The organism is Paenibacillus xylanexedens, assembly GCF_007680605.1.
Lineage (GTDB): Bacteria > Bacillota > Bacilli > Paenibacillales > Paenibacillaceae > Paenibacillus > Paenibacillus xylanexedens_B.
Map to the genome: position 1 here is coordinate 3017084 of NZ_VEIO01000001.1, position 20892 is coordinate 3037975.

At 46.5% G+C, this 20892-nt stretch carries 19 protein-coding genes; 7 read left to right on the forward strand and 12 right to left on the reverse strand.

The annotated features are described in order from the left end of the window. The first annotated feature begins 55 nt into the window (after positions 1-55). Positions 56-2707 carry a cation-translocating P-type ATPase gene (locus tag FS818_RS13350; RefSeq protein ID WP_145332380.1) on the forward strand — a complete coding sequence of 884 codons (2652 nt, stop codon included), beginning with the start codon at positions 56-58 and terminating at the stop codon, positions 2705-2707. 167 nt (positions 2708-2874) lie between these two features. Here the strand turns inward: FS818_RS13350 and FS818_RS13355 are convergent, their stop codons facing one another. Further along, positions 2875-3258: a VOC family protein gene (locus FS818_RS13355; protein ID WP_145332382.1), complete on the reverse strand. Its 384-nt coding sequence runs from the start codon at positions 3256-3258 to the stop codon at positions 2875-2877. Positions 3259-3463: 205 nt separating this feature from the next. Between FS818_RS13355 and FS818_RS13360 the strand changes: the two genes are divergently transcribed. Beyond that, a complete protein-coding gene (locus tag FS818_RS13360) occupies positions 3464-4813 on the forward strand; it encodes an MFS transporter (RefSeq protein ID WP_145332384.1) in 1350 nt (449 codons plus the stop codon). A gap of 148 nt (positions 4814-4961) precedes the next feature. On the opposite strand, the gene FS818_RS13365 is transcribed toward FS818_RS13360, so the two are convergent. Both FS818_RS13365 and FS818_RS13370 read right to left on the reverse strand, forming a co-directional pair. Then, positions 4962-5438 carry an SMI1/KNR4 family protein gene (locus FS818_RS13365; protein WP_145332386.1) on the reverse strand — a complete coding sequence of 159 codons (477 nt, stop codon included), beginning with the start codon at positions 5436-5438 and terminating at the stop codon, positions 4962-4964. Positions 5439-5516: 78 nt separating this feature from the next. Further along, positions 5517-6173, reverse strand: coding sequence for a DUF2625 family protein (locus FS818_RS13370; RefSeq protein ID WP_145332388.1), 657 nt, complete (start codon positions 6171-6173; stop codon positions 5517-5519). Positions 6174-6284: 111 nt separating this feature from the next. Here FS818_RS13370 and FS818_RS13375 point away from each other — a divergent pair, with 111 nt between their 5' ends. Beyond that, entirely contained in the window at positions 6285-7778 is a 1494-nt protein-coding gene (locus tag FS818_RS13375; RefSeq protein WP_260989845.1) for a right-handed parallel beta-helix repeat-containing protein, read from the forward strand. Positions 7779-7882: 104 nt separating this feature from the next. On the opposite strand, the gene FS818_RS13380 is transcribed toward FS818_RS13375, so the two are convergent. Together FS818_RS13380 and FS818_RS13385 are read right to left on the reverse strand one after the other, a co-directional pair. After that, positions 7883-8866, reverse strand: a complete 984-nt coding sequence (locus FS818_RS13380) for a sensor domain-containing diguanylate cyclase (protein ID WP_145332390.1) — start codon at positions 8864-8866, stop codon at positions 7883-7885. Positions 8867-8890: 24 nt separating this feature from the next. Continuing rightward, positions 8891-9697, reverse strand: coding sequence for an alpha/beta fold hydrolase (locus tag FS818_RS13385; RefSeq protein ID WP_145332392.1), 807 nt, complete (start codon positions 9695-9697; stop codon positions 8891-8893). A 210-nt stretch (positions 9698-9907) separates the two neighbouring features. On the opposite strand from FS818_RS13385, the gene FS818_RS13390 reads away from it, so the two are divergent. Further along, positions 9908-10555 carry a hypothetical protein gene (locus FS818_RS13390; protein WP_145332394.1) on the forward strand — a complete coding sequence of 216 codons (648 nt, stop codon included), beginning with the start codon at positions 9908-9910 and terminating at the stop codon, positions 10553-10555. A gap of 212 nt (positions 10556-10767) precedes the next feature. Here FS818_RS13390 and FS818_RS13395 read toward each other — a convergent pair whose 3' ends face one another. Further along, positions 10768-11136 (reverse strand): VOC family protein, encoded by a 369-nt coding sequence (locus tag FS818_RS13395; RefSeq protein WP_145332396.1) that lies wholly within the window; start codon positions 11134-11136, stop codon positions 10768-10770. A 129-nt stretch (positions 11137-11265) separates the two neighbouring features. On the opposite strand from FS818_RS13395, the gene FS818_RS13400 reads away from it, so the two are divergent. After that, a complete protein-coding gene (locus FS818_RS13400; RefSeq protein WP_145332398.1) occupies positions 11266-11826 on the forward strand; it encodes a DUF1697 domain-containing protein in 561 nt (186 codons plus the stop codon). Between the two features lie 140 nt (positions 11827-11966). On the opposite strand, the gene FS818_RS13405 is transcribed toward FS818_RS13400, so the two are convergent. The 3 genes from FS818_RS13405 to FS818_RS13415 all read right to left on the reverse strand — a co-directional run bounded on the left by FS818_RS13405 (position 11967) and on the right by FS818_RS13415 (position 15748). Beyond that, the gene (locus FS818_RS13405; protein ID WP_145332400.1) at positions 11967-13001 is read right to left on the reverse strand and encodes an NAD(P)/FAD-dependent oxidoreductase; all 1035 of its coding nucleotides are present in this window, start codon (positions 12999-13001) and stop codon (positions 11967-11969) included. Position 13002: 1 nt separating this feature from the next. Next, positions 13003-14016: an ABC transporter substrate-binding protein gene (locus FS818_RS13410; protein WP_145332402.1), complete on the reverse strand. Its 1014-nt coding sequence runs from the start codon at positions 14014-14016 to the stop codon at positions 13003-13005. Between the two features lie 91 nt (positions 14017-14107). Continuing rightward, positions 14108-15748, reverse strand: coding sequence for an AraC family transcriptional regulator (locus tag FS818_RS13415; protein WP_145332404.1), 1641 nt, complete (start codon positions 15746-15748; stop codon positions 14108-14110). Positions 15749-16104: 356 nt separating this feature from the next. Here FS818_RS13415 and FS818_RS13420 point away from each other — a divergent pair, with 356 nt between their 5' ends. Both FS818_RS13420 and FS818_RS13425 read left to right on the forward strand, forming a co-directional pair. Continuing rightward, positions 16105-17313: an MFS transporter gene (locus FS818_RS13420; RefSeq protein WP_145332406.1), complete on the forward strand. Its 1209-nt coding sequence runs from the start codon at positions 16105-16107 to the stop codon at positions 17311-17313. Further along, positions 17310-17876 carry a TetR/AcrR family transcriptional regulator gene (locus FS818_RS13425; RefSeq protein WP_145332408.1) on the forward strand — a complete coding sequence of 189 codons (567 nt, stop codon included), beginning with the start codon at positions 17310-17312 and terminating at the stop codon, positions 17874-17876. Before FS818_RS13420 ends, FS818_RS13425 begins: the two co-directional genes overlap by 4 nt. Positions 17877-18065: 189 nt before the next feature. Here FS818_RS13425 and FS818_RS13430 read toward each other — a convergent pair whose 3' ends face one another. The 3 genes from FS818_RS13430 to FS818_RS13440 all read right to left on the reverse strand — a co-directional run bounded on the left by FS818_RS13430 (position 18066) and on the right by FS818_RS13440 (position 20806). Then, complete coding sequence (locus FS818_RS13430; RefSeq protein ID WP_145332410.1) at positions 18066-18509, reverse strand: Hsp20/alpha crystallin family protein; 444 nt, start codon at positions 18507-18509, stop codon at positions 18066-18068. 215 nt (positions 18510-18724) lie between these two features. Further along, the gene (locus FS818_RS13435) at positions 18725-19915 is read right to left on the reverse strand and encodes an MFS transporter (protein WP_145332412.1); all 1191 of its coding nucleotides are present in this window, start codon (positions 19913-19915) and stop codon (positions 18725-18727) included. A gap of 72 nt (positions 19916-19987) precedes the next feature. After that, a complete protein-coding gene (locus tag FS818_RS13440; protein WP_145332414.1) occupies positions 19988-20806 on the reverse strand; it encodes a MerR family transcriptional regulator in 819 nt (272 codons plus the stop codon). Positions 20807-20892 lie beyond the last annotated feature (86 nt).

A 20892-nucleotide genomic window follows, 5' to 3' on the forward strand; every position in this document is an offset into this window, starting at 1 on the left:
GTTTTTGTCCGTTCGGGTAATACACATATAAATCACATGCCAAGGAGCTGGTCGATTGCAACATTACAGGCGCAGTGCAGAGGAAGTATTGCAGGAGGTACAAAGTTCCGAAAGAGGGCTTTCCACCTCCGAAGCAGCGAAGAGATTAGAATCCGCAGGATATAACGAGTTAAAAGGAAAAGACGCAACACCGACCTGGAAACTGTTTCTTGAAAATTTTAAAGATCCGATGGTCATCGTGCTTCTCATCGCAGCTGCTGTGCAGGTTGTGCTTGGACATCTGATCGAATCTCTAATTATTTTTCTCGTCATTCTGCTAAACGCTGTCATTAGTGTTGTGCAAACCAAGAAGGCAGAAAGTTCACTGGATGCCCTTCGGCAGATGTCTGCCCCTGAGGCCAAGGTTATTCGAGATGGTCAGAAGCAGACGCTTCCTGCGCGGGAGCTCGTACCTGGCGACATCGTATTGCTTGATGCCGGGGATTACGTGCCCGCAGACGGACGCATTCTGGAATCCGGCAGTCTCAAAATCAATGAAGGTATGTTAACTGGCGAATCCGAAGCTGCCGAAAAACATGCGGATGTGATATCAGAAGAGGCTGGAATTGGAGATCGGCGCAACATGGCGTTCAGTGGCTCCCTGGTTGTATACGGTCGTGGCACGATTGTCATTACAGGTACGGCACTGAAAACCGAAATCGGAAAAATCGCCGAGCTGATTGAAAATGCGGAAGCCAAGGAAACACCGCTACAGCGCAAGCTGGAATCGTTCAGCAAAAAGCTGGGCTTTTTCATCCTGGGCCTGTCGATTCTCATTTTTGCCATTGAGGCGGGACGGGTGTGGCTGACAGAAGGCACCGAGAATATCGGCCCGTCGCTTATCAATGCGTTGATGTTTGCTGTAGCCGTGGCAGTGGCCGCCATACCTGAAGCACTCTCCTCCATCGTCACCATCGTACTATCACTGGGTACCAGCAAGATGGCCAAGCAACATGCAATCATTCGCAGATTGCCCGCGGTGGAAGCGTTGGGATCGGCCAGCATTATTTGCACGGATAAAACCGGTACACTTACTCAAAATAAAATGACCGTTGTGGATTATTACATTCCTCATGGTACAAAAGACGAGTTTCCCGATGATCCTGCCGAATGGTCGGAAGAAGAACGTCGGTTGTTACATATTGCCGTACTCTGTAATGATTCGAACATCAATCAGGAGGGCAAGGAGCTTGGTGATCCCACCGAAGTTGCACTCATTGCGTTTAGCAACAGTGTGAACAAGGATTACAACGAAATCCGGGATCAGTTTCCACGGGAAGCCGAGCTTCCGTTTGACTCGGATCGCAAGCTGATGAGCACGGTGCATACCTTTGAGGGGCATACTGCTTTGTTGACCAAAGGCGGCCCGGATGTGTTGTTCAGTCGCTGCAGTCATGTATTTATCCACGGTGAGGCACAACCGCTGACCCCTGAGATTCGTGCTCAATTTGAAGAAAAAAATGAGGCATTCTCCAAACGCGCATTCCGGGTGCTAGCCTACGCATACAAACGTTTTGATGACAAAAAAGAGGTCACGCCTGAGGACGAATCCGATCTTACCTTAGTTGGTCTGACCGCGATGATTGATCCGCCGCGTGAAGCGGTATATGGCTCCATTGAAGAGTCGAAAAAAGCAGGCATTCGCACCATCATGATTACGGGTGACCACAAAACAACAGCTCAGGCCATCGGCATTGACATTGGGCTGGCAAACAAAGATGATCTTGCAATCACCGGTGCCGAGCTGGATAAGATGTCTGATGAAGAGCTGGATCGGCAGCTGGAGCATATCTCCGTTTATGCACGGGTGTCCCCAGAGAACAAAATTCGGATCGTGCGTGCATGGCAGCGTAAAGGCAAAATTGCAGCCATGACCGGAGATGGTGTCAACGACGCTCCTGCACTGAAACAAGCCGATATCGGCGTAGCCATGGGAAGTGGAACGGATGTCGCCAAAGATGCGGCGGCGATGATCCTGACTGACGATAATTTTGTATCCATTGTGAATGCGGTCAGCGTTGGACGGATGGTATTTGATAATATTAAAAAGGCTATCGCCTATCTGTTCGCCGGTAATCTCGGCGCCATTATCGCCATCCTCTTCGCACTGGTTGTCGGCTGGGTTAATCCATTCACAGCGCTACAACTGCTGTTTATCAACCTGGTCAACGACTCCTTGCCAGCTATTGCACTCGGCACGGAGAAAGCCGAACCGGATGTGATGCGGCGCAAGCCGCGTGACATTAACGAGGGTATTTTTGCAGGCGGAACGTTGCAGGCTGTCATTATCCGCGGGGTTCTCATTGGCGTCGCCGTTATCGTGTCACAGTATATCGGACTCGGTATCTCGGAAGAGATGAGTGTCGCGATGGCGTTTACTACACTGATCCTGGCGCGCAGTCTGCAAACCTTTGCGGCACGTTCCAACACCCAGACCATCTTCCAGGTCGGTTTCCTGACCAACAAGCTGGTGCTTGGTTCGATTGTGGTCTGTCTCTGCCTCTACGGTATTACGCTGATTCCGGGTGTTCGCGGCATCTTTGCCATTCCTGACACCTTCGGCTGGGATGAGCTCCTGATCGCAGGCGGGCTTGCGCTTGGCGCGGTGATCCTGATGGATGTCATCAAATGGATTCGCAATCGCGGCAAACAAACCGCGGCGACTTAGTTGATACACGATGTACCGATGTACATCGTTGTATGCTTTTATAGATTGGATAAACAAACAGCGCCCCTTTTGGAAGGGCGCCTGTTTGTTTATCCGGGTTATTTTTTCATACCATAGATAGATTGTTTGGTGCTTCTTGGGTCTTTCTTCTATTCCAGTACCTTCTACTACCCCTGCTTGATGCCAAAGGCAATCCATCGCCCGTCGATATCCTCGATTACAAATTCTTTGTTGTTATAATCAGAATGATGGAAGGAACGAACAATCGTTACACCCGCATCGATCAACTCTTGTTCAAGCTCTTCCTGCTGTTTCGTAATGAAATAGGCGTCGTATCCGTAGCCATACAGCTCTCGATTCGGGATTACCTTCTGTCCATTGCTTTGGGTTAAAATAATTTCGGTAGAATCACGGTACAGGCACACATGCGGCTCTGCGACGTCCAAGTATTCCACGACACGAAATTTTAATTTTTCTTCATAAAATGTAGCCGTTCTCCTCATATCAAGGGTTGGGAACACACTGTGGGACTCTAATAATGCTGGCTTCATAATAATCTAATCTCCTTCTTTATTCTAATCAATCTTAAGCCGCTTACGCCTGTTATGTAGTCGCTCGGAAAAAAAATATGACACTATTGCCATATTAACATTAGAGGAGTAAAATAGAATATTGTTTTGTCTCCATCATGTGTAATGCTAATACCAAAATCTATTCATATTATATGATAACTCTTTACAAGACAGGAATGGTTATGTGAAAGAAAAAATTGTAATGCCGCTCTGGACGTGCTGCCTCTTCATCGTAGTGATGAACACGACCATGTTTAATGTTTCGTTGCCTGTCATTATCCGTGATCTTCAGATCACTTCTGACCTGGGCTCCTGGGTTATCTCCAGTTATTCCATCGGATATGCCCTGTCTACCGTGATATATAGCCGCTTGTCCGACCGAATTCCGGTACGTAAGCTGGTCACGGTCGGGCTGTTAATTCTCGGTTGCTCGTCCGTGCTCGGTTTGTTCGCACACAACTTTGCCTTGCTGCTCACGACGCGAATTCTGCAATCCGCCGGGGCGGGGGTTATGGCTGGCCTCGGTTTAGTCATTGCGAGTCGTTATATTCCAGTGGAACGGCGCGGGGCTGCCCTGGCGCTCATCTCATCCGGCAGCGCGATGGCCTTTGGCCTTGGTCCGATTGTCGGCGGACTGATCAGCGAGTACATGGGCTGGAACGGTTTGTTTGCGATTACGGTGCTGGTGCTGCTTGCCCTGCCGGTGTTGCTCTATTTTTTACCGCGGGAGACCGTGAACAAAGAACAGCCATTTGACCTTACGGGTGCACTGCTCACCGTCATGAATGCAACCACCCTGCTCGTGGCCATTACACAGCGGTCATGGATCTGGCTGGTCGTTGGCGTAGCCTCTCTTGTTGCACATATTCTGTATATTCGCAGAGCAAGGTTACCTTTTGTAAACCCACAGGTGTTTCGAACGCCGGGTTTCACCCGACTCATAATCATTGGTTTCTGCATACTCGTGGTCAATCTCGGAAATCTGTTCCTGATGCCGTTAGTGCTTGCTGATCTGTATCATCGTTCTGCCCTTGCAATCGGCTTGCTGATCGCCCCAGGAGCAATCATCTCGGCATTTTGTACCCGTTATGTCGGTCGCTGGATCGACCGGTATGGCAATATGCGTTTTATGCTGATCGGGCAGTGTATGCTGGCGGCAGTTCTTGTGCTGTTTATGCTTGGACTTGACCAGTCTGCCCTAATCATCACAGGTGGTTATATCTTCTTCTCGCCGGCACTATCGGCCTCCATGGCCTCTCTGAACAACGAAGCCTCACGTGTACTGCCTAGAAACCAGATCGGTTCCGGCATGGGGTTGTTGCAGCTCATTCAATTCTTCGGTGGTTCGGTGTCTGTCGCCGTGTGCGGATTGCTTCTGCATGCCATACCGGGTGTAACGGTACAAGAAGCTTATCATGTCGTATATGGCTGCCTGCTGGTTGTATGTCTCATTTCGCTTGGATTGACACTATGGCACAGCAAAGCGGCTTCACTTGCAAAGCGCAATTTAACTTCTGTACCCTCCGGTCGCTAATGAAGCATGCATCTGTCGTTGGAATGTCCAGTGTAAAAGTCTTACGCTGAAGAACTTATATAGAGATAGAAAAAGGCCCGCACCTGTCTGCGAGCCTTTTTGCTGCTTTTACATATCTATTTTTATCGACTATCTTTAAAGGCTAACCTTATTCTTGCGCTTGCGGCGGCCGCACCTGAAGAAGCGATGCAAATGAACGAAAATTGGCAACAAGCGGCTTCACATTTTCCTCCATTAACTGCTGCGCCTCTTCCCTCGTCTCGGCCTCACTCTCCGCATCTTCACGCACCATCGCCAGTTCATGCTCCATCACCAGCACGGAGGGCACCTCTTCGTTCTCACGATAATCAAGCAAATAGTTATTACCGCTACTGACACTCCACGCAATCGGAATAATCCGTTGCGGATCAGGATTGACTTCATCCACCAACGCAACATTATTGGCGATAAACCGATCATCCAGTACATGAAAGCGAATCTCCCAATCTTCCGTCTCTGTTCCCTGTATCAGATCAAAGGAAGCAGCGCCGTGCAGCTGAATAAATTCCAGATACTCCTGCGGGAAAACAACACCATAATGAGACTGAATACGTGTCACACTTGCACGATCATTCTGATCATTCATCCCTATTCGCCCTCTCTAAGCTTGGTCCATTGCCAAGTCACTCCAGCTCAGCTTCAACTCACCTGCAGCAAGCACCGTTTATTTCGCTTCAAGTGCCGCTTTCCAAGCTTCAACGATATGAACTGGCGATTTACTGCTTTTCTTTCCGCTACCTTCCTTCGTCCACAGCGGGGGAAAATAAGCAAACACTTGGCCTTTGTCCAGTTGCGCCGTATCTTCCTGCCAGCCTTTCCAGCGAAACGTTTCGTAAAATAATTGCAAATCCCCCTCAGCCAGCCAAGTCATAAACTCGGAGTACGAGAGCTCCGTGTCTTCCCACTCCAAGGCATCCGGTGCAAAATAATAAATCTGTCCCGAGCCATCAAACTTCCCGGTATCCAGTGCAAAAAAGCCTCCAGCCACATCATAGGCCACGACCATCATGCCCGGCAATGCCTCTACAGCAGGTTCGTCACTCAAGCCATTCCAGCTGGCCAGACTGCCATATACACTCTCACCGCCTGCGCCCAGCAACGTAATCCATCCATGATCCACCGCCATGCCCTCCGTCTCATAGGCGACAGCCCCCAGATAGGAACGCGTGCTCACTTGGAGCTGGTGCAGCGTATTCTTGCCCTTCTCCGGCTTTGCCGGAACATAGGTATATGTATTTTCCCCCTGATCCATAAGCGCTTTAAGCTCCGGCCAGGCATGATTTTCCTGATCCATTAATTCATCAGCAGACAGATGTTTCATCATTCGACGTCTCCTCTCCATTTCATGACTTTTCCAAGCATATCATGGCTTAATCTACCATTCAAATCTGATATAATTAGCTTTCAGATTGTAATTAAAGGAGGAATAACCTTGTTTCGTTTCATCCTGCTCCCTGCTCTAATCCTCACGTTGTTCACATCTTCGGGCTGCCAGGATCGAGCTTTCTCTATTCCCCAACAACCAGATGTCCAAACCGAAACGAATGATCAGACCATCTATTATATTTCACCACAGGGAAACGATAAGAATCCCGGAACCGTCCATTCTCCATGGAAGACGATTCAGTATGCAGCGGATCATGCTTCTCCCGGTAGTACGATCTATCTGCGCCAAGGTGTCTACATTCAAAAAGTCAAAATCACCCGTAGCGGGCTTTCTTCAGGCAAACCTACGCTAATCTCCAGTTATCCAGGAGAGAAAGCAATTCTCGATGGCAAGAGGTTATCTGTACGCGGCGTCGAAGGCATGGTCGAACTGGACAATGTCAGCCATGTTACGATCTCAAATCTGGAGATTCGTGGCTTCTCCACCACTCAGACGGGACAAGTCCCTGTCGGCATTTACGTACATGGAGCAGGGGAAAACGTGCAGCTTCTCGGCAACCAAATTCATGCCATAGCTAGCCGGGCAACGCCAAAAGGCGATGAACTGCAAGGCAGAGATGCACACGGAATCGCCATCTATGGCACAGAGCATCCACAGGCCCTACGCGATATCATCATTAAAGATAATGAATTATATGACCTCGTGTTAGGTTCCAGCGAATCACTTGCGGTTAACGGCAATGTTGACACCTTCGCCATTATAAACAATACCATCCATGATACAGACAACATCGGCATTGATCTGATCGGATATGAGGGCATTTCAGAGGATGACACGTATGACCTTGCGAGAAACGGTATCGTTCGCGGCAACACCATCTACAACATCACATCCACTCAAAATCCGTCTTACGGTCTTCCACTTCCGAATAAAAGTAATTCAGCCGGAGGCATCTATGTAGACGGCGGCACCCATCACATGATAGACCGCAATAAAGTGTACCTGAATGATATCGGAATCGAGATAGCCTCGGAGCACGCCGGCCGTTCCACCAGCAACATCACCGTTCGTGATAACCTGATCTATCTCAATCGACTAACAGGCATCGCCATGGGGGGTTACGACGAAGAGCGGGGTGCAACGGAAAACAGCCAAATTTTATATAATACCATCGCAAACAATGATACGTTAAACGCGGGTAATGGACAGCTTCTGATCCAGTCTCATACAAGAAACAATACCTTCAAGCAAAACATCGTTACCGCTGGCAAATCCGGTGTGCTGATGTATAACGAGTACACAAGCAACACAAGCAATGTGTTTGATCACAACATCTATTACGTTAACGATGAAGCGGACGATGCCCTTTGGGTTTGGAAAAATAAAACGTATTCCGGTTGGACTGCGTACCAACAAGGATCAGGCAATGATGCACACTCACGCTATGTAAACCCGGCGTTTGTGAACAGCTCAAAGGGAGATTATCGCCTGCAAACAGGCTCTACAGCCAAAGCTTACGGCTATCTGGCCCCAAGATAGACATTTTCTTCCTTTTTTTAACCATCGTCTGTACTAATTAATAAACGGATCAAGCAAGCAAAGGTTCTCTGCCTGCTGATCCGTTTTTATGATGCGTGATTCTATTAACGCTGAATCAAATGAGCCGCATGGGTTACCCGATTTCGCCCGCCCGTCTTGGATGCATAGAGCGCATCATCTGCCTTTTGAAACACAGACAGCTCCGTATCTGCTCCCGAGATCGTTGCCGCGCCAATGCTCACCGTAACGTGATATTCCCCCCAATCCGCAGAAGCAACGTATGACCGGTATCGTTCTGCGATGCTGATGGCTTGTTCCTCTCCGCAATTAGCTAGAATGATCACAAACTCCTCACCGCCGTAACGTGCCACCACATCGACCTCACGGGAGATGGATAGCAACAACGTAGCCAAATTACCCAGTACCAGATCACCGATGGGATGCCCATAGGTGTCGTTAATGCTTTTGAAGTGGTCAATATCCATCACAAGCAGGGAAAATTCACGCTGTTCCTCATGATAGAGAGATAGATGATTAGCCATTTTTTCTTGGAAAAACCGACGGTTCTTGAGACCTGTCAGCAAGTCCGTAGACGCCATCAATTCCAATTGTTCATTGACTTTAATCAGCGCCTGCTCTTTGATTTTGTATTCTTCATGCAGACGCTCCAGCTCTTGGTTCGCTTCTTGTGTTGCTTGATATAACTCCTGCAGCTTGGTCTTGGTATTTAAAATGTCCTTTTCGTGCTCGATCCGTTTGCGCATAATCACCACGACGCAGTCCACGACATGCTGCCCGCCCCGCATCTGACGCACCCCGTTGAGCAGCACCGGGACGTCCTCCTGGTCACGGTTGCGAAATGAAAAATACATCTCGTCCACATGACCATACAGCTGGATATACGGATAGAAATACGTATGAAAAAACACTTTATTGGTGACCGACATCATGGATTCGATATGTTTGCCTATCAATTCATCCCGTTCACGCCCAATCATGTGCAGTAACGTTTGATTTACCGACAAAATCACGCCCGAATCCGATATCGAAAAATACCCGCAAGGTGCCGTATCTAATTGAATGTCCATCTTAAACAGCCTTTCTTCTGTATGTTAAGCACTCGCCAGATATTCTTTAATTAATCGAATCGTCTCGGCCGGTTCACTCAGATGAGGATAATGCCCCTTGGCATTCATCTGCTGTAAACTGCTGTTCTTCAGGTGGGAGTGTAGATAGTCTCCGACCTCTACGGGAGCGATACTATCATCTGAGCATTGCAGAATCAAGGTAGGCACAGACACCGAATCCAGTTCGATCCGACAATCGGACAGGAATGTCACTTCGGCAAATTGCCGGGCGATATGCGGATCACGGGAACAAAAGCTCTTCTCCAGCTCCTCCGTCAGATCCTTCCGTTCCGGGTTCTGCATCACAATAGGAGCCAGATAACTTGCCCAGCCGATAAAGTTCAATTGCATCATCTCCAACAGTTCATCAATATCCCGCCGTTCAAATCCACCGAAATAATGAGGCATATCGTTCAAATAGCGCGGAGAAGGCCCCAGCATGACGATATTTTTGAAAAGATGCGGTGCCTGAATGGAGGCAAGCATGCCAATCATGCTGCTGACGGAATGGCCGACAAAGATCACATCCCGAAGCTCCAGCGCTTCCATGATTTCCAGCACGTCCTGAGCATATCCATGGAGATCATTATATTTAAGCGCATCATAATAGTTAATTTGGGACTGTCCGGAACCTACATAATCAAAGAGAACAATACGGTACTGTTCAAAAAAAGCTGGCACGATGTGTCGCCACATCTCCTGATCACACCCAAAGCCATGCGCAAACATGATCGTCTGGCTGCCTGTTCCCATAACATTTACATTGTTACGTACAAGGACATCAACCGTCATCTCACTCACCTCTCTTAAAGCTTTTCACAAATTTTCTATTAGGATATTATATCGTAAAATGCTGGGAATTGAATAAGCACTATTAACCTATTTCCTTTATATAACAATCCTTGATGATAAATATTTTACAGTCAGAATGAATCATGGAGTTTAATCATCAGCCCATCCGATATAAAATAATACTATATCTTTGTCAGGAGGAACGAAACCATGCAGCAACTAAAGCAAGCTTTAACTCGTTTCATAGAACAACAAGATCAATATAACGAAGCTTACGGACTTTTCCAAAATCACGACATGCGACCTCGGGTGCTTCCGGTTCAGCCGGAAGTGGACAAGCGCATTTCCCTTTCGCCGGAACTCCAATACCTCTATAGTCATTACGAGATGGTCGATGCTCAAGCCGAAGGAACAATGAAAATGAAGAGCGCAGCTGTGGAAATCGGAGATGTAGCCCTGTTCTTTTTCGCGGCTCCAGAACATCTTCATCGCCAGCAGCTGGGGTTTCGCTGGATCGGTATGCAGGAACCTTATGAAGAGTCCGGCTCATGGCCGCCATATCATATTGTCATTGCCAATGTGAACGATGATCCGATCATCGTTGACGCAGCAGCTCCCGCTTCTCCTGTCTATGCTTCCTTTGAGGGTGGAGAACCACAACGAGTTGCGGATTCCCTGGCAGACTTTTTCGATGCTCTTGCCATCTTGATTGAAAGCGCACGTTCGCTGGGGGGAGAAGTGAAGGACGAAGAAACCTATGAGACCAAACCAGAGTACCTTTCAGAGGTACAGCCCAAATTAGAGGAACTGCTTGGAGAAAAACATACGGCGCAACTATTGGAGTATCTATCTATGTGATACATAGAAGTAAATCGGAGACGTCTCTTTGATAAGTCATCAGGAATGAAACAAACTCCCTAACAGCAACAGGTTTTATCTTTCACCTGCATACGGTATAGGGAGTTTGTGCAATGTACGAACAACGTCTTCACGCATAGTCTTGATATGGGCACCATGTGTATCACAGAGGAATGTTCCCTGATGTTTAGCAGCACCCGTCTACTAGACGATCATGCTTTGCTGTGAAGTGTGATTAAATAACCATCCGGGTCAGCAAATGTAAAGGTTCGTCCGAATGGTCCATCGGTTGGAGCAGATGTTATCTTCACGCCTGTTTTGACAAGCTTATCGTGGATTTCCTGTGCATCAGGGGCATACAGCCATAGAGCGACACCAAGCCCGGGCTGCGTCCCTGAAGCAAGGTCTACTCCTGGTGTAAGGTCACGAAGTGCAAATGCGATAGGCTTTGTTTCAAAAACGACTGCATGAGGCGGTCCAGCTTGTGAACGGACCAGGCCAAGAAAATTTTGATAAAATGCGGCTGAGCTTTCAAGATTGTTCACCTGAAGTGAAATAAAATCGGGTCCAATGACTGACATAACGATAAATCCTCCTCTAAATGGGGTTAATGTGTATGTCTTGAGTATAAAAGCCCTCTCTTGCCAACAGTATGTCAGTAGCATTTTTTCATTTTCTCAAATTTTTTTAATCCTTAGGAGGATGGGTACATGATCTACGTTGCTTTGCTGCGGGGCATTAATGTAGGCGGCAATAACAAAATCGGCATGAAGCAGCTCAAGGAAACCTTTGAACAAGCAGGGATGCACAAGGTGGTAACGTACATCAATTCTGGCAATATCATCTTTGCTGATTATGAGGACCGAAGCGACGCCCATGCCGAATTATCTGCACTTTTGGAACAGGCCATTGCTGCGGATTTCGGCTTGCAGATTAAAGTACTAGTCCGGGACATGGATGAGATGACATCGGTCATGCAGGCACTGCCTTCCCATTGGACCAATGATGATCAGGCCAAAAGTGATGTTCTCTTTTTGTGGGAGGAAATTAACGATATCGATATTCTGGACAAACTGCCTCTCAAACCGGGTATAGGCGAGCTTGTTTATGTGCCCGGAGCCCTCCTGTATTCGGTGGGTCGAGAGGAAGCAACGAGAAGCGGCATGAATAAATTGGCAGGCTCTAAAATTTATTCCTACATGACTGTCAGGAACGTGAATACCACACGTAAAATTTATGCCCTGATGCAAGCTGCAGAAAAAGAAAGCTGAAACTTGAGCCTGAATTCTGCTCCCGTGCAAAAAAAACACTGCTTGTAGCAGCCTCCGGGAAGCAGCGTAAAAATCCTCCATAAATAAAATAAAAAATAAAATCTCATGATCATGAGATTTTATTTTTTGTGAATATTCAGTTATCCTTGTTCCAAATTAGATAACGCTTTGTTTTTCTCCAGAAACCGGACATTGTGAGAGGAGACATTTGCCATATGCGGAGCAGATGGGTCCAGATATCGCTTGGCACTGTTCACTGCAAGTATCGCATCACTAAAAGCCCCTGCAATAAGCCGTACCTTGCTTTCAAAAGTAATGAAGTCACCTGCGCCAAATACGCCGGGGATGTTTGTACGCATTTGTACGTCAACCTGAGCACCGTACTCGGATTTTTCCAGCCCCCATTCAACGAGTCTGCCAAAATCACGGTCATAGCCATGACTTACAAGCACTTCATCCACTTCAATTTGTGCCGCCTCTCCGGTGACTGAGTGAATTAGTTCAACATGCTCTATACGGTCACCTAGCCCACATAAACGGGATAACTTATATGGCTTCATAACACGGACCCTGTCCTTCAGTTGGGCTACAAACTGTTCATGTGCTGTAAACTCATTTTGCCTGTGCGTTATAGTCACTTCGCTTGCAACTTTGGCAATCTCATGTGCCCAATCCACGGCTGAATTTCCTCCGCCCGAGATCAACACACGTTTATCGGAAAATTGGGATAATTCCGTCACTGTATAGTGCAGATTGGTAAGCTCATATCGGCTAGCTCCTTCGATATCAAGCCTCTGTACCTGGGTCATGCCTCTGCCGGCACATAGAAGGATCGTACGTGTGTAGTGCAGTTCTCCAGTTCGGGTGGCAAGGACAAACAGTCCATCCTCCCTTTTATACATTTGATCCACCTGTTGACCAAATACAATCGTTGGTTCAAACGTTCGTGCCTGAACCTCCAATGAACGGATCAGCTTCTCACAACGAATAGGCTCAAAGCCCCCGACATCCCAGACCAGCTTTTCGGGGTAAGTACGCATGAATCCACCCAGCTCTTGCTTGGCTTCAATGATTTTGGTTCGCATATCCCTCATACCGCTGTAAAATGCAGCATACATGCCGGCCGGTCCACCACCAACAATGGTTATATCGTATATATCCGGTTTTGCTGTCATCCTATTGACCCAACTTTTCGACAACATAGTCCATTAGCTTAACCGAACCGATGGGACCTACACCGGAGGTAAAAGCACTTGTTTCTAACGGAAAAACATGATTATTTTTAACAGCTTTCAGATTCGCCCATATTTTGCTTTGTTTCAAATTCTCCATCGATTCCTTGGTGTCATACCCTTTGAGCGTTCTATCTTCCAAGAAAATATAATCCGGATTCATCTCAGGCAAAAACTCCAGCGAGAAGGGATTAAACCAAACGTCGGCATCCTTAATCGCCTCAGGGCTTTTTAAACCCAACAGGTCATAGAAAAATAGGCTGCTGTTTCCGCCCTTCGGACCCATGTAACGGTAACGATTTTGTTCGACCCGAAGCACAAGCACCGTTTTATCTCCTATAGCCGTTGCAATTTTTTCCTTTGCCTGCTTCGCTTGTTCATCAAACTTGGCTAAAATCTGCTCGCTCTCTTTTGTTTTCTCAAATATAGCGGCCAGTTTGGGCATGGCGCGATCCATTTCACTATTGGCATCCAGCGCCACTGTAGGAGCTACTTTGGATAACTCATTATATATGCCTTGCTCCATGCCTTCTCCTGCGGTGAGAATGAGATCTGGCGACAGGTCCAGCAATTGCTCATAGTTCATTTGATATTGGTCAATTTCAATGGTCTTTACTCCATGTTCTTTAAAATAGGCTGGACGATATTCTGCCTCTACCTCCGGGGCATAAAGAACAACTTGGGGTATAACACCCATCTCAATTAAATATTCTGCGTATATTGAGTTCAATACAACCAGATTTTGCGGATGAACAGGGATCGTTACCTCTCCGAATTGATCATGTACAACCTTCACTTCATTTGTGGCAGCGGACTCTGTTTGCGTAGATGTTGCCACCTCTGTTTGAGCACCTGCCGATCCGGCTTCAACTTGATCATTTGCTGTTTGATAGCTACATGCCGCGAGCAATAAAACAACAATCAGTAACACTCCTAAACCCTTCAACCTTAACGCCATAACTCATTTCTCCCCTTAAATTTATTGATAATGATAATTATTATCAAATAATATCAAAATGATAAATTTAAGCTATAGCATATCGTGCGTGTCAGTCTGGATTATTGTGCTTTCCTACATCCGGGTTTGTTAGACAACTGACGATTTCATCAAGAATCTTCTTTTGCCCTGTTATGCCATGACCATCCACCCACAGTGTTGTATCTACCTCATAAACACAATTGTTTTTTACAGCTCTCAGGCTGTTCCATTGGGGACTTTCTCTTAATTTCTTCAGATTCTCATCCGCACTGAAATGCTGCATTTTACGTTTCTCCACAAACAAATAATCCGGATTGGCCTGCATGAGCAAGTCCAGCGAGCAAAGATTAAACCAGGCCTTCCCCTTCTCAAGTGCTTGTGGCAAAGCCAAACCGAGTTGTCCATATAACAGCCGGGATATACTGTGAGAATGACCACCCAAATAACGGTAACCAAATGCCTCGACTCTTAACAGCATAACTGTAGAGGAACGTCGAATGATGGATTTCAGCAACTGATGTGCGTGATGTATTTCATTTTCCATCTGTCTTTCCAATCGAGACGCCTGTTCTTCTCGTTGCAGCCATACAGCAAGTCGATGCAACACAAGCTCTACACCCATCGGAAGCCCTGTTAGAACAGGAGAAATACTGCGAAGTTTACTCTCAATTTCCTCTGTCCATGGATTGCCGATAATAAGTTCAGGTTCGGCTGTACGTATCGATTCCATATCCGCTCCATATTGGGGAATCTCCAGAAGCTTTACGTTGTGCGCATGAAACAGATCTCCTTGATGAGAATGCAGCATCGTAGGAATAGCCACTACAGCATATGGAACAATACCCAGATGGATCATGACCTCTGCACATATAGGAGAAAGCGCAATGATACGGCGTTGGGACAACGTCTGTTGATAGCGTTTCGGAGCAACTCCTGTGATTTGTTTGAAACGGCGGCTGAAATAATTCGCATCCTCGAAGCCTGTTTTTTGGGCAATCTCCTGGACAGTGGCTGTAGTTCGCACCAAAGCTTCCTGAGCTCGATAGATTCGGTAATGGGCCAAATAATCCAGCGGCGGCTTTCCATAGCGTTCATTGAACTTTCGAGAATAATGCCATGGACTGATCCCGGCGATCTCCGCAAGCCGCTTGCGTGTAATCATCTGCTCATAGTGTTCTTGCATAAAATCGATCGTTCGCAAAATACCTGCCTCTGGCTCAGCGCTCTGTTCAAGTTGTGCCTGATGATGGAGATATAACAACTCATACAACAAATGTTGCTTTTGCATCCAGCTGGAGCCGTTACCCATTGTATGCATCTCATTCACATACTGAATAAGATTGGACAGCGCCCTGCCTGTTAATTGCTTTTTTTGATATGTAAGATGATTTCCCGGCGCTGGACGCCATTCCCCCTTCTCCACTTGCTGTCCCTCATCAAGTGAGGCAAACACCTCAAATTGGATATGCCAACCGTTCAAGTCCAAACTTGCCTCTTCCAGCATCTCTACCGTTGAATTCTCTTCAATAGCCAGCAGGTCGCCATATGAAACGTAAACTTTCTGACCATTTATTTTACAGCTTGTTTTTCCGTCAACAATCAAAAGAAAGCTGTAGTTTGATATATAGTGTTGTTCACCAACGGATATCCAGCCACTGGTCAGTGACTTCATTGATTTCCACTGAGCAATCCATTTCATCGTGTCAGACATATAATCGATCTTCCCTCTCCGATTCAATCCTACTCTTTCAAAGTGAATAGAGGCTTCAAATACAAAAACACCACTTCATTTGGCAACGTGAACGTGTTAAGCATTCATTGCCACACAAAAGGGATGTCCTCTACATGATAGAGCAAAACCTGTAACAGAATCAACTTCCCTTCAAACCTCCCCCGCCTTCAAAGGGTTGTAAATGCTTCAACACGTGAAGTCTGCAGGATTCAAAAAAATTCGATTATCCCTATTTGTTTTAGTTCCATCACAAAAAAACTTTACAACCTGACCAACGTCAGATAAAATCAGTTCAACATGTCACGTGACCAAACAACATATTATGGAGGAATTTCATGAATACCCTGATTACAGGCATCTTGCCACAGAGGCTGTGGAGCAAATCGTTTATTTTTATCATGCTCGCCAATGCCCTTCTGTTTATGGCCTTTGAAATGATGCTTCCGACTTTGCCCTTATTCGTATCCAGCCTGGGTGGAGGTGCTTCCCAAATTGGTCTTGTGACCGGCATATTTATGTTTTCGGCCATATTGGTCAGACCCTTTACTTCTGTTCTGGCAGCCCGAATGGACAAAAAGTTTCTTCTGATCATCGGCATTTTGATCTGTGCGTTAACAACTGGTGCATACTACCTTTCGTCAGGTATCGGGATGATTCTTGTTTTACGCGTCATTCACGGATTCGGGTTCGGTCTGGCAACCACTTATTTTGCCACGATTGCAACAGAAAATATCCCCAGAGACCGCCGGGGAGAAGGGATGGGGTATTTCGGGGTAGGCGAAACGGTTGCTATTTCCATTGGTCCACTAATCGGAACCAGTCTGTTGCTGCAATATAACTACCAGAGCCTATTCATGGGCGGGATGTTCATTTTGTTGTTGGCACTTCTGATGGCCGTTTTTGTATCCAGAAAACCACAGGCGAATTCCAATAGCGAATCTGTGGCGAGTCACACGGCTTCCGTAAAACTTATTGAGAAAAAGGTGCTGTTTCCATCGTTGCTCATCTTGCTGGTTGGCATTGCGGCGGGTTCAATCATGTCTTTCGTCGCTTTATTTGCAGCCGAGAGAGGGTTCAGCAATATTGCCTGGTTTTTCTTCATTGTGGCAATTGCCAGCTTTGTGGTCAGACTGTTCTCAGGCACTATGTTTGACCGTCTGGGCCCTGGCTCCGTGCTTCTGCCCTCGGCGGTATTCGCCATTGCGGGGCTTCTGGCTCTGATTGTTGCCCAGAATCAAGTGCATTTCCTGATTGCCGCTGCGCTGTACGGTTTTGGTTTTGGTGCCATCTTCCCGGCGATCCAGACCTGGTGTGTCAATCTCGTGGAAGAACATGAGCATGAAAATGCGATGGCTTCCTTCTTTAATTTTTTTGATTTAGGTATCGGTGGTGGCTCATTGCTTCTGGGTCTAATTGCTTCTGCTTTTTCGTATACAATGGTCTATGCTGTATCTATCGCTGTTTTAGTAGTATATATCCTGTTATATTTGGTATACTCCCAGAAACAGAAGGAACGTAGAGCATTCACTGGAGGTATACATTGAGCAAAAAACGAATTAAAGAGATTGCCATTCAACATTTTAATCGTCTCGGTTACGAGGGAGCCAAGATGGCACAGATTGCCGAGGAAGCTGGCATTCGCAAGCAGTCACTAGCTTATCATTATCCATCCAAAAAAGCGTTGCTACTGGAAGTATACGAGGAGGTTGTGCAGCAGGAGCAACAGTTTGTACGGCATTTCTTTGGCAGTCCGATTGCCAGAGATACGCTTGAGCAGCAATTGCATGCCTTTTTGATTGAACACAAAAACCGCTTTCTGACACATCCCAATGTCGCCTTTATGTTTGTTCTCTCTTTTATTACACCGCTGGAAGTCCATGATTTTGTACTGGCCCAATATCGAATGTACCTCGGCACCTTGAAAGAAGAACTCACCGCTTTGTTCGCTAATCAGAAAGGAATCCGTCCGAGCCCGGAAGAAGCAACACTGGCTTTTGTGACCTTGATGGATGGTCTGGATGTGCAACTGGTATACGAGACAAGACAGTCATACGAGCAGGCTTTGGCAATTACCTGGAATGTATTCTGGGCAGGTATCCAATGCTAGAAAGTAAATCCCCTCATCATCATTGCATGAATTCATAAGAAAAGGCCTTTCGTAGCCATGTTTTTGACGTGAATGGCGAAAGGCCCTGTTTAAAACAGTTCAAAAATACATCAACGGATTAGCTTCTGCTATCTATATATAAAGTAAAGTGTATAACTAAAGTCTCCTGTCATTTTTTCCCAGTCGAAATCAGTCAATCTGAATGCGTTTGTGTGCCTGTTCATCGCCCGGACGTTTTGGAATGTCCAGCTTCAGTACCCCATTTTCCAGCCGTGCCTTAATATTGTTCTCATCAATATGATCCACGTAGAAACGGCGGACGAATTCCCCGGCACGACGCTCTTGCCGAATGATTCGATGATCGTCATCCTTTTGCTCAACCAGTTCGTTACGTTTGGCGCGGATAACGAGTTCATTGCCTTGCACCTGAATATCGATGTCTTCTTTGGCAAAGCCAGGCAATTCGGCTTCGACCAGATATTTGCCATCTTCCTCCCGAATGTCGGTGCGGAATGGCTGCATCCCCGTTCCAAACGACGAGAGGAATGAGGTGTCAACCATGTCATGGAAGGATTTCAGCATCTGTCCGAACGGGTCATCATTTCTTCTGCGAAATGGAATCAGATCAAACATGAACATCATCTCCTTAAATGTGGTTGGGTGTGGTTGTTGCTTACATCTATTATTGTATTCATAACGTTAAAAAGGTTCAAAGCCGATAAAAAGCGATATAAGGCAATGATCTGCGATTTTGGCTAAATAGAATAAAATAGATCGTTTTATCATTTATTTTGACTAAATTTGACCTTCTGACTTTATCTGACCAATTATTGATGCTCCTCCGCATCTCACTGCGTATTGATCTTCTGTGCAGGCGCTGCTACTCCTTGGCTTTTACTTGCTCCCTTAAACTGTAATATGGCTAAACAAAAAGCTATACCTACAGCGACAACACCCGCCCAATTCAATGATAGAACCGATGAACGGCTAATCACAAGTCCGCCCAACCCGGAACCCAGTGCAAAGCCAAATTGGATAAATGACGTATTCAAACTTAGCGCAATGTCCGGACTACGGGGCGCGAGCGTCACCAGATATAATTGCTGGGCTGGAGAGATACTCCATGTGGCCAACATAAATATCATCAGCACCAGAATCAGCAAAATCAAATGTGTGCCCGTCACAGCAAATAACAGAAGCGTCACCCCTTGCAGCACTAACCCGAGAAAAACGGTGAACTTCGACCCCCTGGCATCCGCCAATTGTCCACCCAATTTGGAACCCATAAAACTACAGATTCCTGCCAAAAACAAGATCAGGCTAATTTCGGTCATGGATAAAGACGAGGTCGTTTGCAAAAACGGCGTAATATACGTAAACAAGGTTGCATAGCCGCCCACATATAACAGTGACATCATCAATGCGATTATAATCGATTTATTTTTCAGCAACGAGAGCTGCATAATCAAGGTTACCTTCTCTTGCTCGCGGATGGAAGGAACCTTGCGATAAATAATCAGAAATGGAACAACACTGAGGAGACCAATGACCATAAATAACATTCTCCAGCCAAACATTTCACTGAAAAATGTACCGATCGGCACGCCAAGCACGAGCGAGCTGCTTAGTCCCATCAGAATAATTCCGATCGCATTACCTCGCTTTTCATTCTCCACAAGCCTTGTCGCTGCCGCCATCGAAACGACCGTTGTCATGCCGCCGCTTGCTCCCTGAATGATGCGTATCCAGATCATCGCCTCATATGAGAGGTCCAACATCATGATGCCATTGCTGGCAATAAACACCCCAAAGGTGAATAGCAGCAGTTTCCTGCGATCAACATTGATGGTTGAAGCGATCAGAATAGGGGCAATAATAGCCGCTGCAAGGGCAAAAACCGTGACTAACATGCCCGCTTCCGCCGTAGATACACCAAGATCGGCCGCCATCATCTCAATGATTCCGGTGATAATGTATTCAATGGTGCCGATCAGAAATACAGCCAGTGCCATAATATAAATCGTGCCTTTATTTTTCAACCGTTCTCACTCCATCTTCTATATGTTCGTTTTTCATTTAAGCGTTCTATATAAGTCACTTCACTTATATCGTTACCTGCATGTGATAGGAATCTGAATCTCGATGTACTGAGCATCCTGTTCAGGGGATAAGGGCAAATAGTATTCTCTTCCCGGCTCATTTTCTTTGATCTGGTAGTTGTTTTTCTCGATCCACCGTGCTAGATGCACACAGGCTGCACCATCAAATGTAGAATGTGAATGAAACGCCATAGAGGCAACCATCGGTTCAGGTGGCAGGTTTCTCAGCTGAAACGGCTCAGCAACTGTCGGAGGCTCACCCGTTAAGTAATAACCGACTTCGAACTCGAATTCATCCTCTTTTCCATCCACATCTCGCCACAACACGACTTGCGGGCCCTGAATCCATTGACGGATATCTCTGGTCAGCAAAGAATCCAGATGACGTAGCAGCTCCGGAATGCGCTCTTCTCCCCCGTTTGCCTTAAAGAACATGAAGGTCTGAGTAGCCTCGGCTTTAATTCGGATCTCCTGGCCTGTCTCCCATTCTCCTTCGTTCCCCATAAGCTGGATACGTTCCTCAATACGAACAAGTCTGGCTTGTTCCGTGTCAATCATTTGCTGAATCTCACTTCGTTTCAGTCTCAACATGCCCTGAATCTGATCATGTGATATGTCTTCCTCTAGCAGCTGCCCGATCTGCGGCAGTGTGAAGCCCAATTCCTTATAGATCAGAATCCGGTTAAGTTCGAGCAACTGATCTGCGGAATAATATCGGTAGCCCGTGTCCTCGTCTACTTTACGCGGCTTGAGGATACCGATCTGGTCGTAATAGCGCAGCGTTTTTAAAGAAAGCTTGCTGAGTTTGGCAAACGTACTAATTTTGAACAATATATCATCTCCAATCCATTAGCTTAACGTGAGTATACAGTCTCCCGTGCAGGGGAAAGTCAAGGGTAGCATGGTAGATAAGTTGA

Coding starts and splice junctions, on each gene's coding strand:
- FS818_RS13400 (WP_145332398.1), top strand. CDS start 11,266: ATGATCTACGTTGCTTTGCTGCGGGGCATTAATGTAGGCGGCAATAAC.
- FS818_RS13365 (WP_145332386.1), bottom strand. CDS start 5,438: ATGAATGATCAGAATGATCGTGCAAGTGTGACACGTATTCAGTCTCAT.
- FS818_RS13415 (WP_145332404.1), bottom strand. CDS start 15,748: ATGTCTGACACGATGAAATGGATTGCTCAGTGGAAATCAATGAAGTCA.
- FS818_RS13430 (WP_145332410.1), bottom strand. CDS start 18,509: ATGTTTGATCTGATTCCATTTCGCAGAAGAAATGATGACCCGTTCGGA.
- FS818_RS13370 (WP_145332388.1), bottom strand. CDS start 6,173: ATGAAACATCTGTCTGCTGATGAATTAATGGATCAGGAAAATCATGCC.
- FS818_RS13395 (WP_145332396.1), bottom strand. CDS start 11,136: ATGTCAGTCATTGGACCCGATTTTATTTCACTTCAGGTGAACAATCTT.
- FS818_RS13405 (WP_145332400.1), bottom strand. CDS start 13,001: ATGACAGCAAAACCGGATATATACGATATAACCATTGTTGGTGGTGGA.
- FS818_RS13410 (WP_145332402.1), bottom strand. CDS start 14,016: ATGGCGTTAAGGTTGAAGGGTTTAGGAGTGTTACTGATTGTTGTTTTA.
- FS818_RS13420 (WP_145332406.1), top strand. CDS start 16,105: ATGAATACCCTGATTACAGGCATCTTGCCACAGAGGCTGTGGAGCAAA.
- FS818_RS13385 (WP_145332392.1), bottom strand. CDS start 9,697: ATGACGGTTGATGTCCTTGTACGTAACAATGTAAATGTTATGGGAACA.
- FS818_RS13390 (WP_145332394.1), top strand. CDS start 9,908: ATGCAGCAACTAAAGCAAGCTTTAACTCGTTTCATAGAACAACAAGAT.
- FS818_RS13380 (WP_145332390.1), bottom strand. CDS start 8,866: ATGGACATTCAATTAGATACGGCACCTTGCGGGTATTTTTCGATATCG.
- FS818_RS13355 (WP_145332382.1), bottom strand. CDS start 3,258: ATGAAGCCAGCATTATTAGAGTCCCACAGTGTGTTCCCAACCCTTGAT.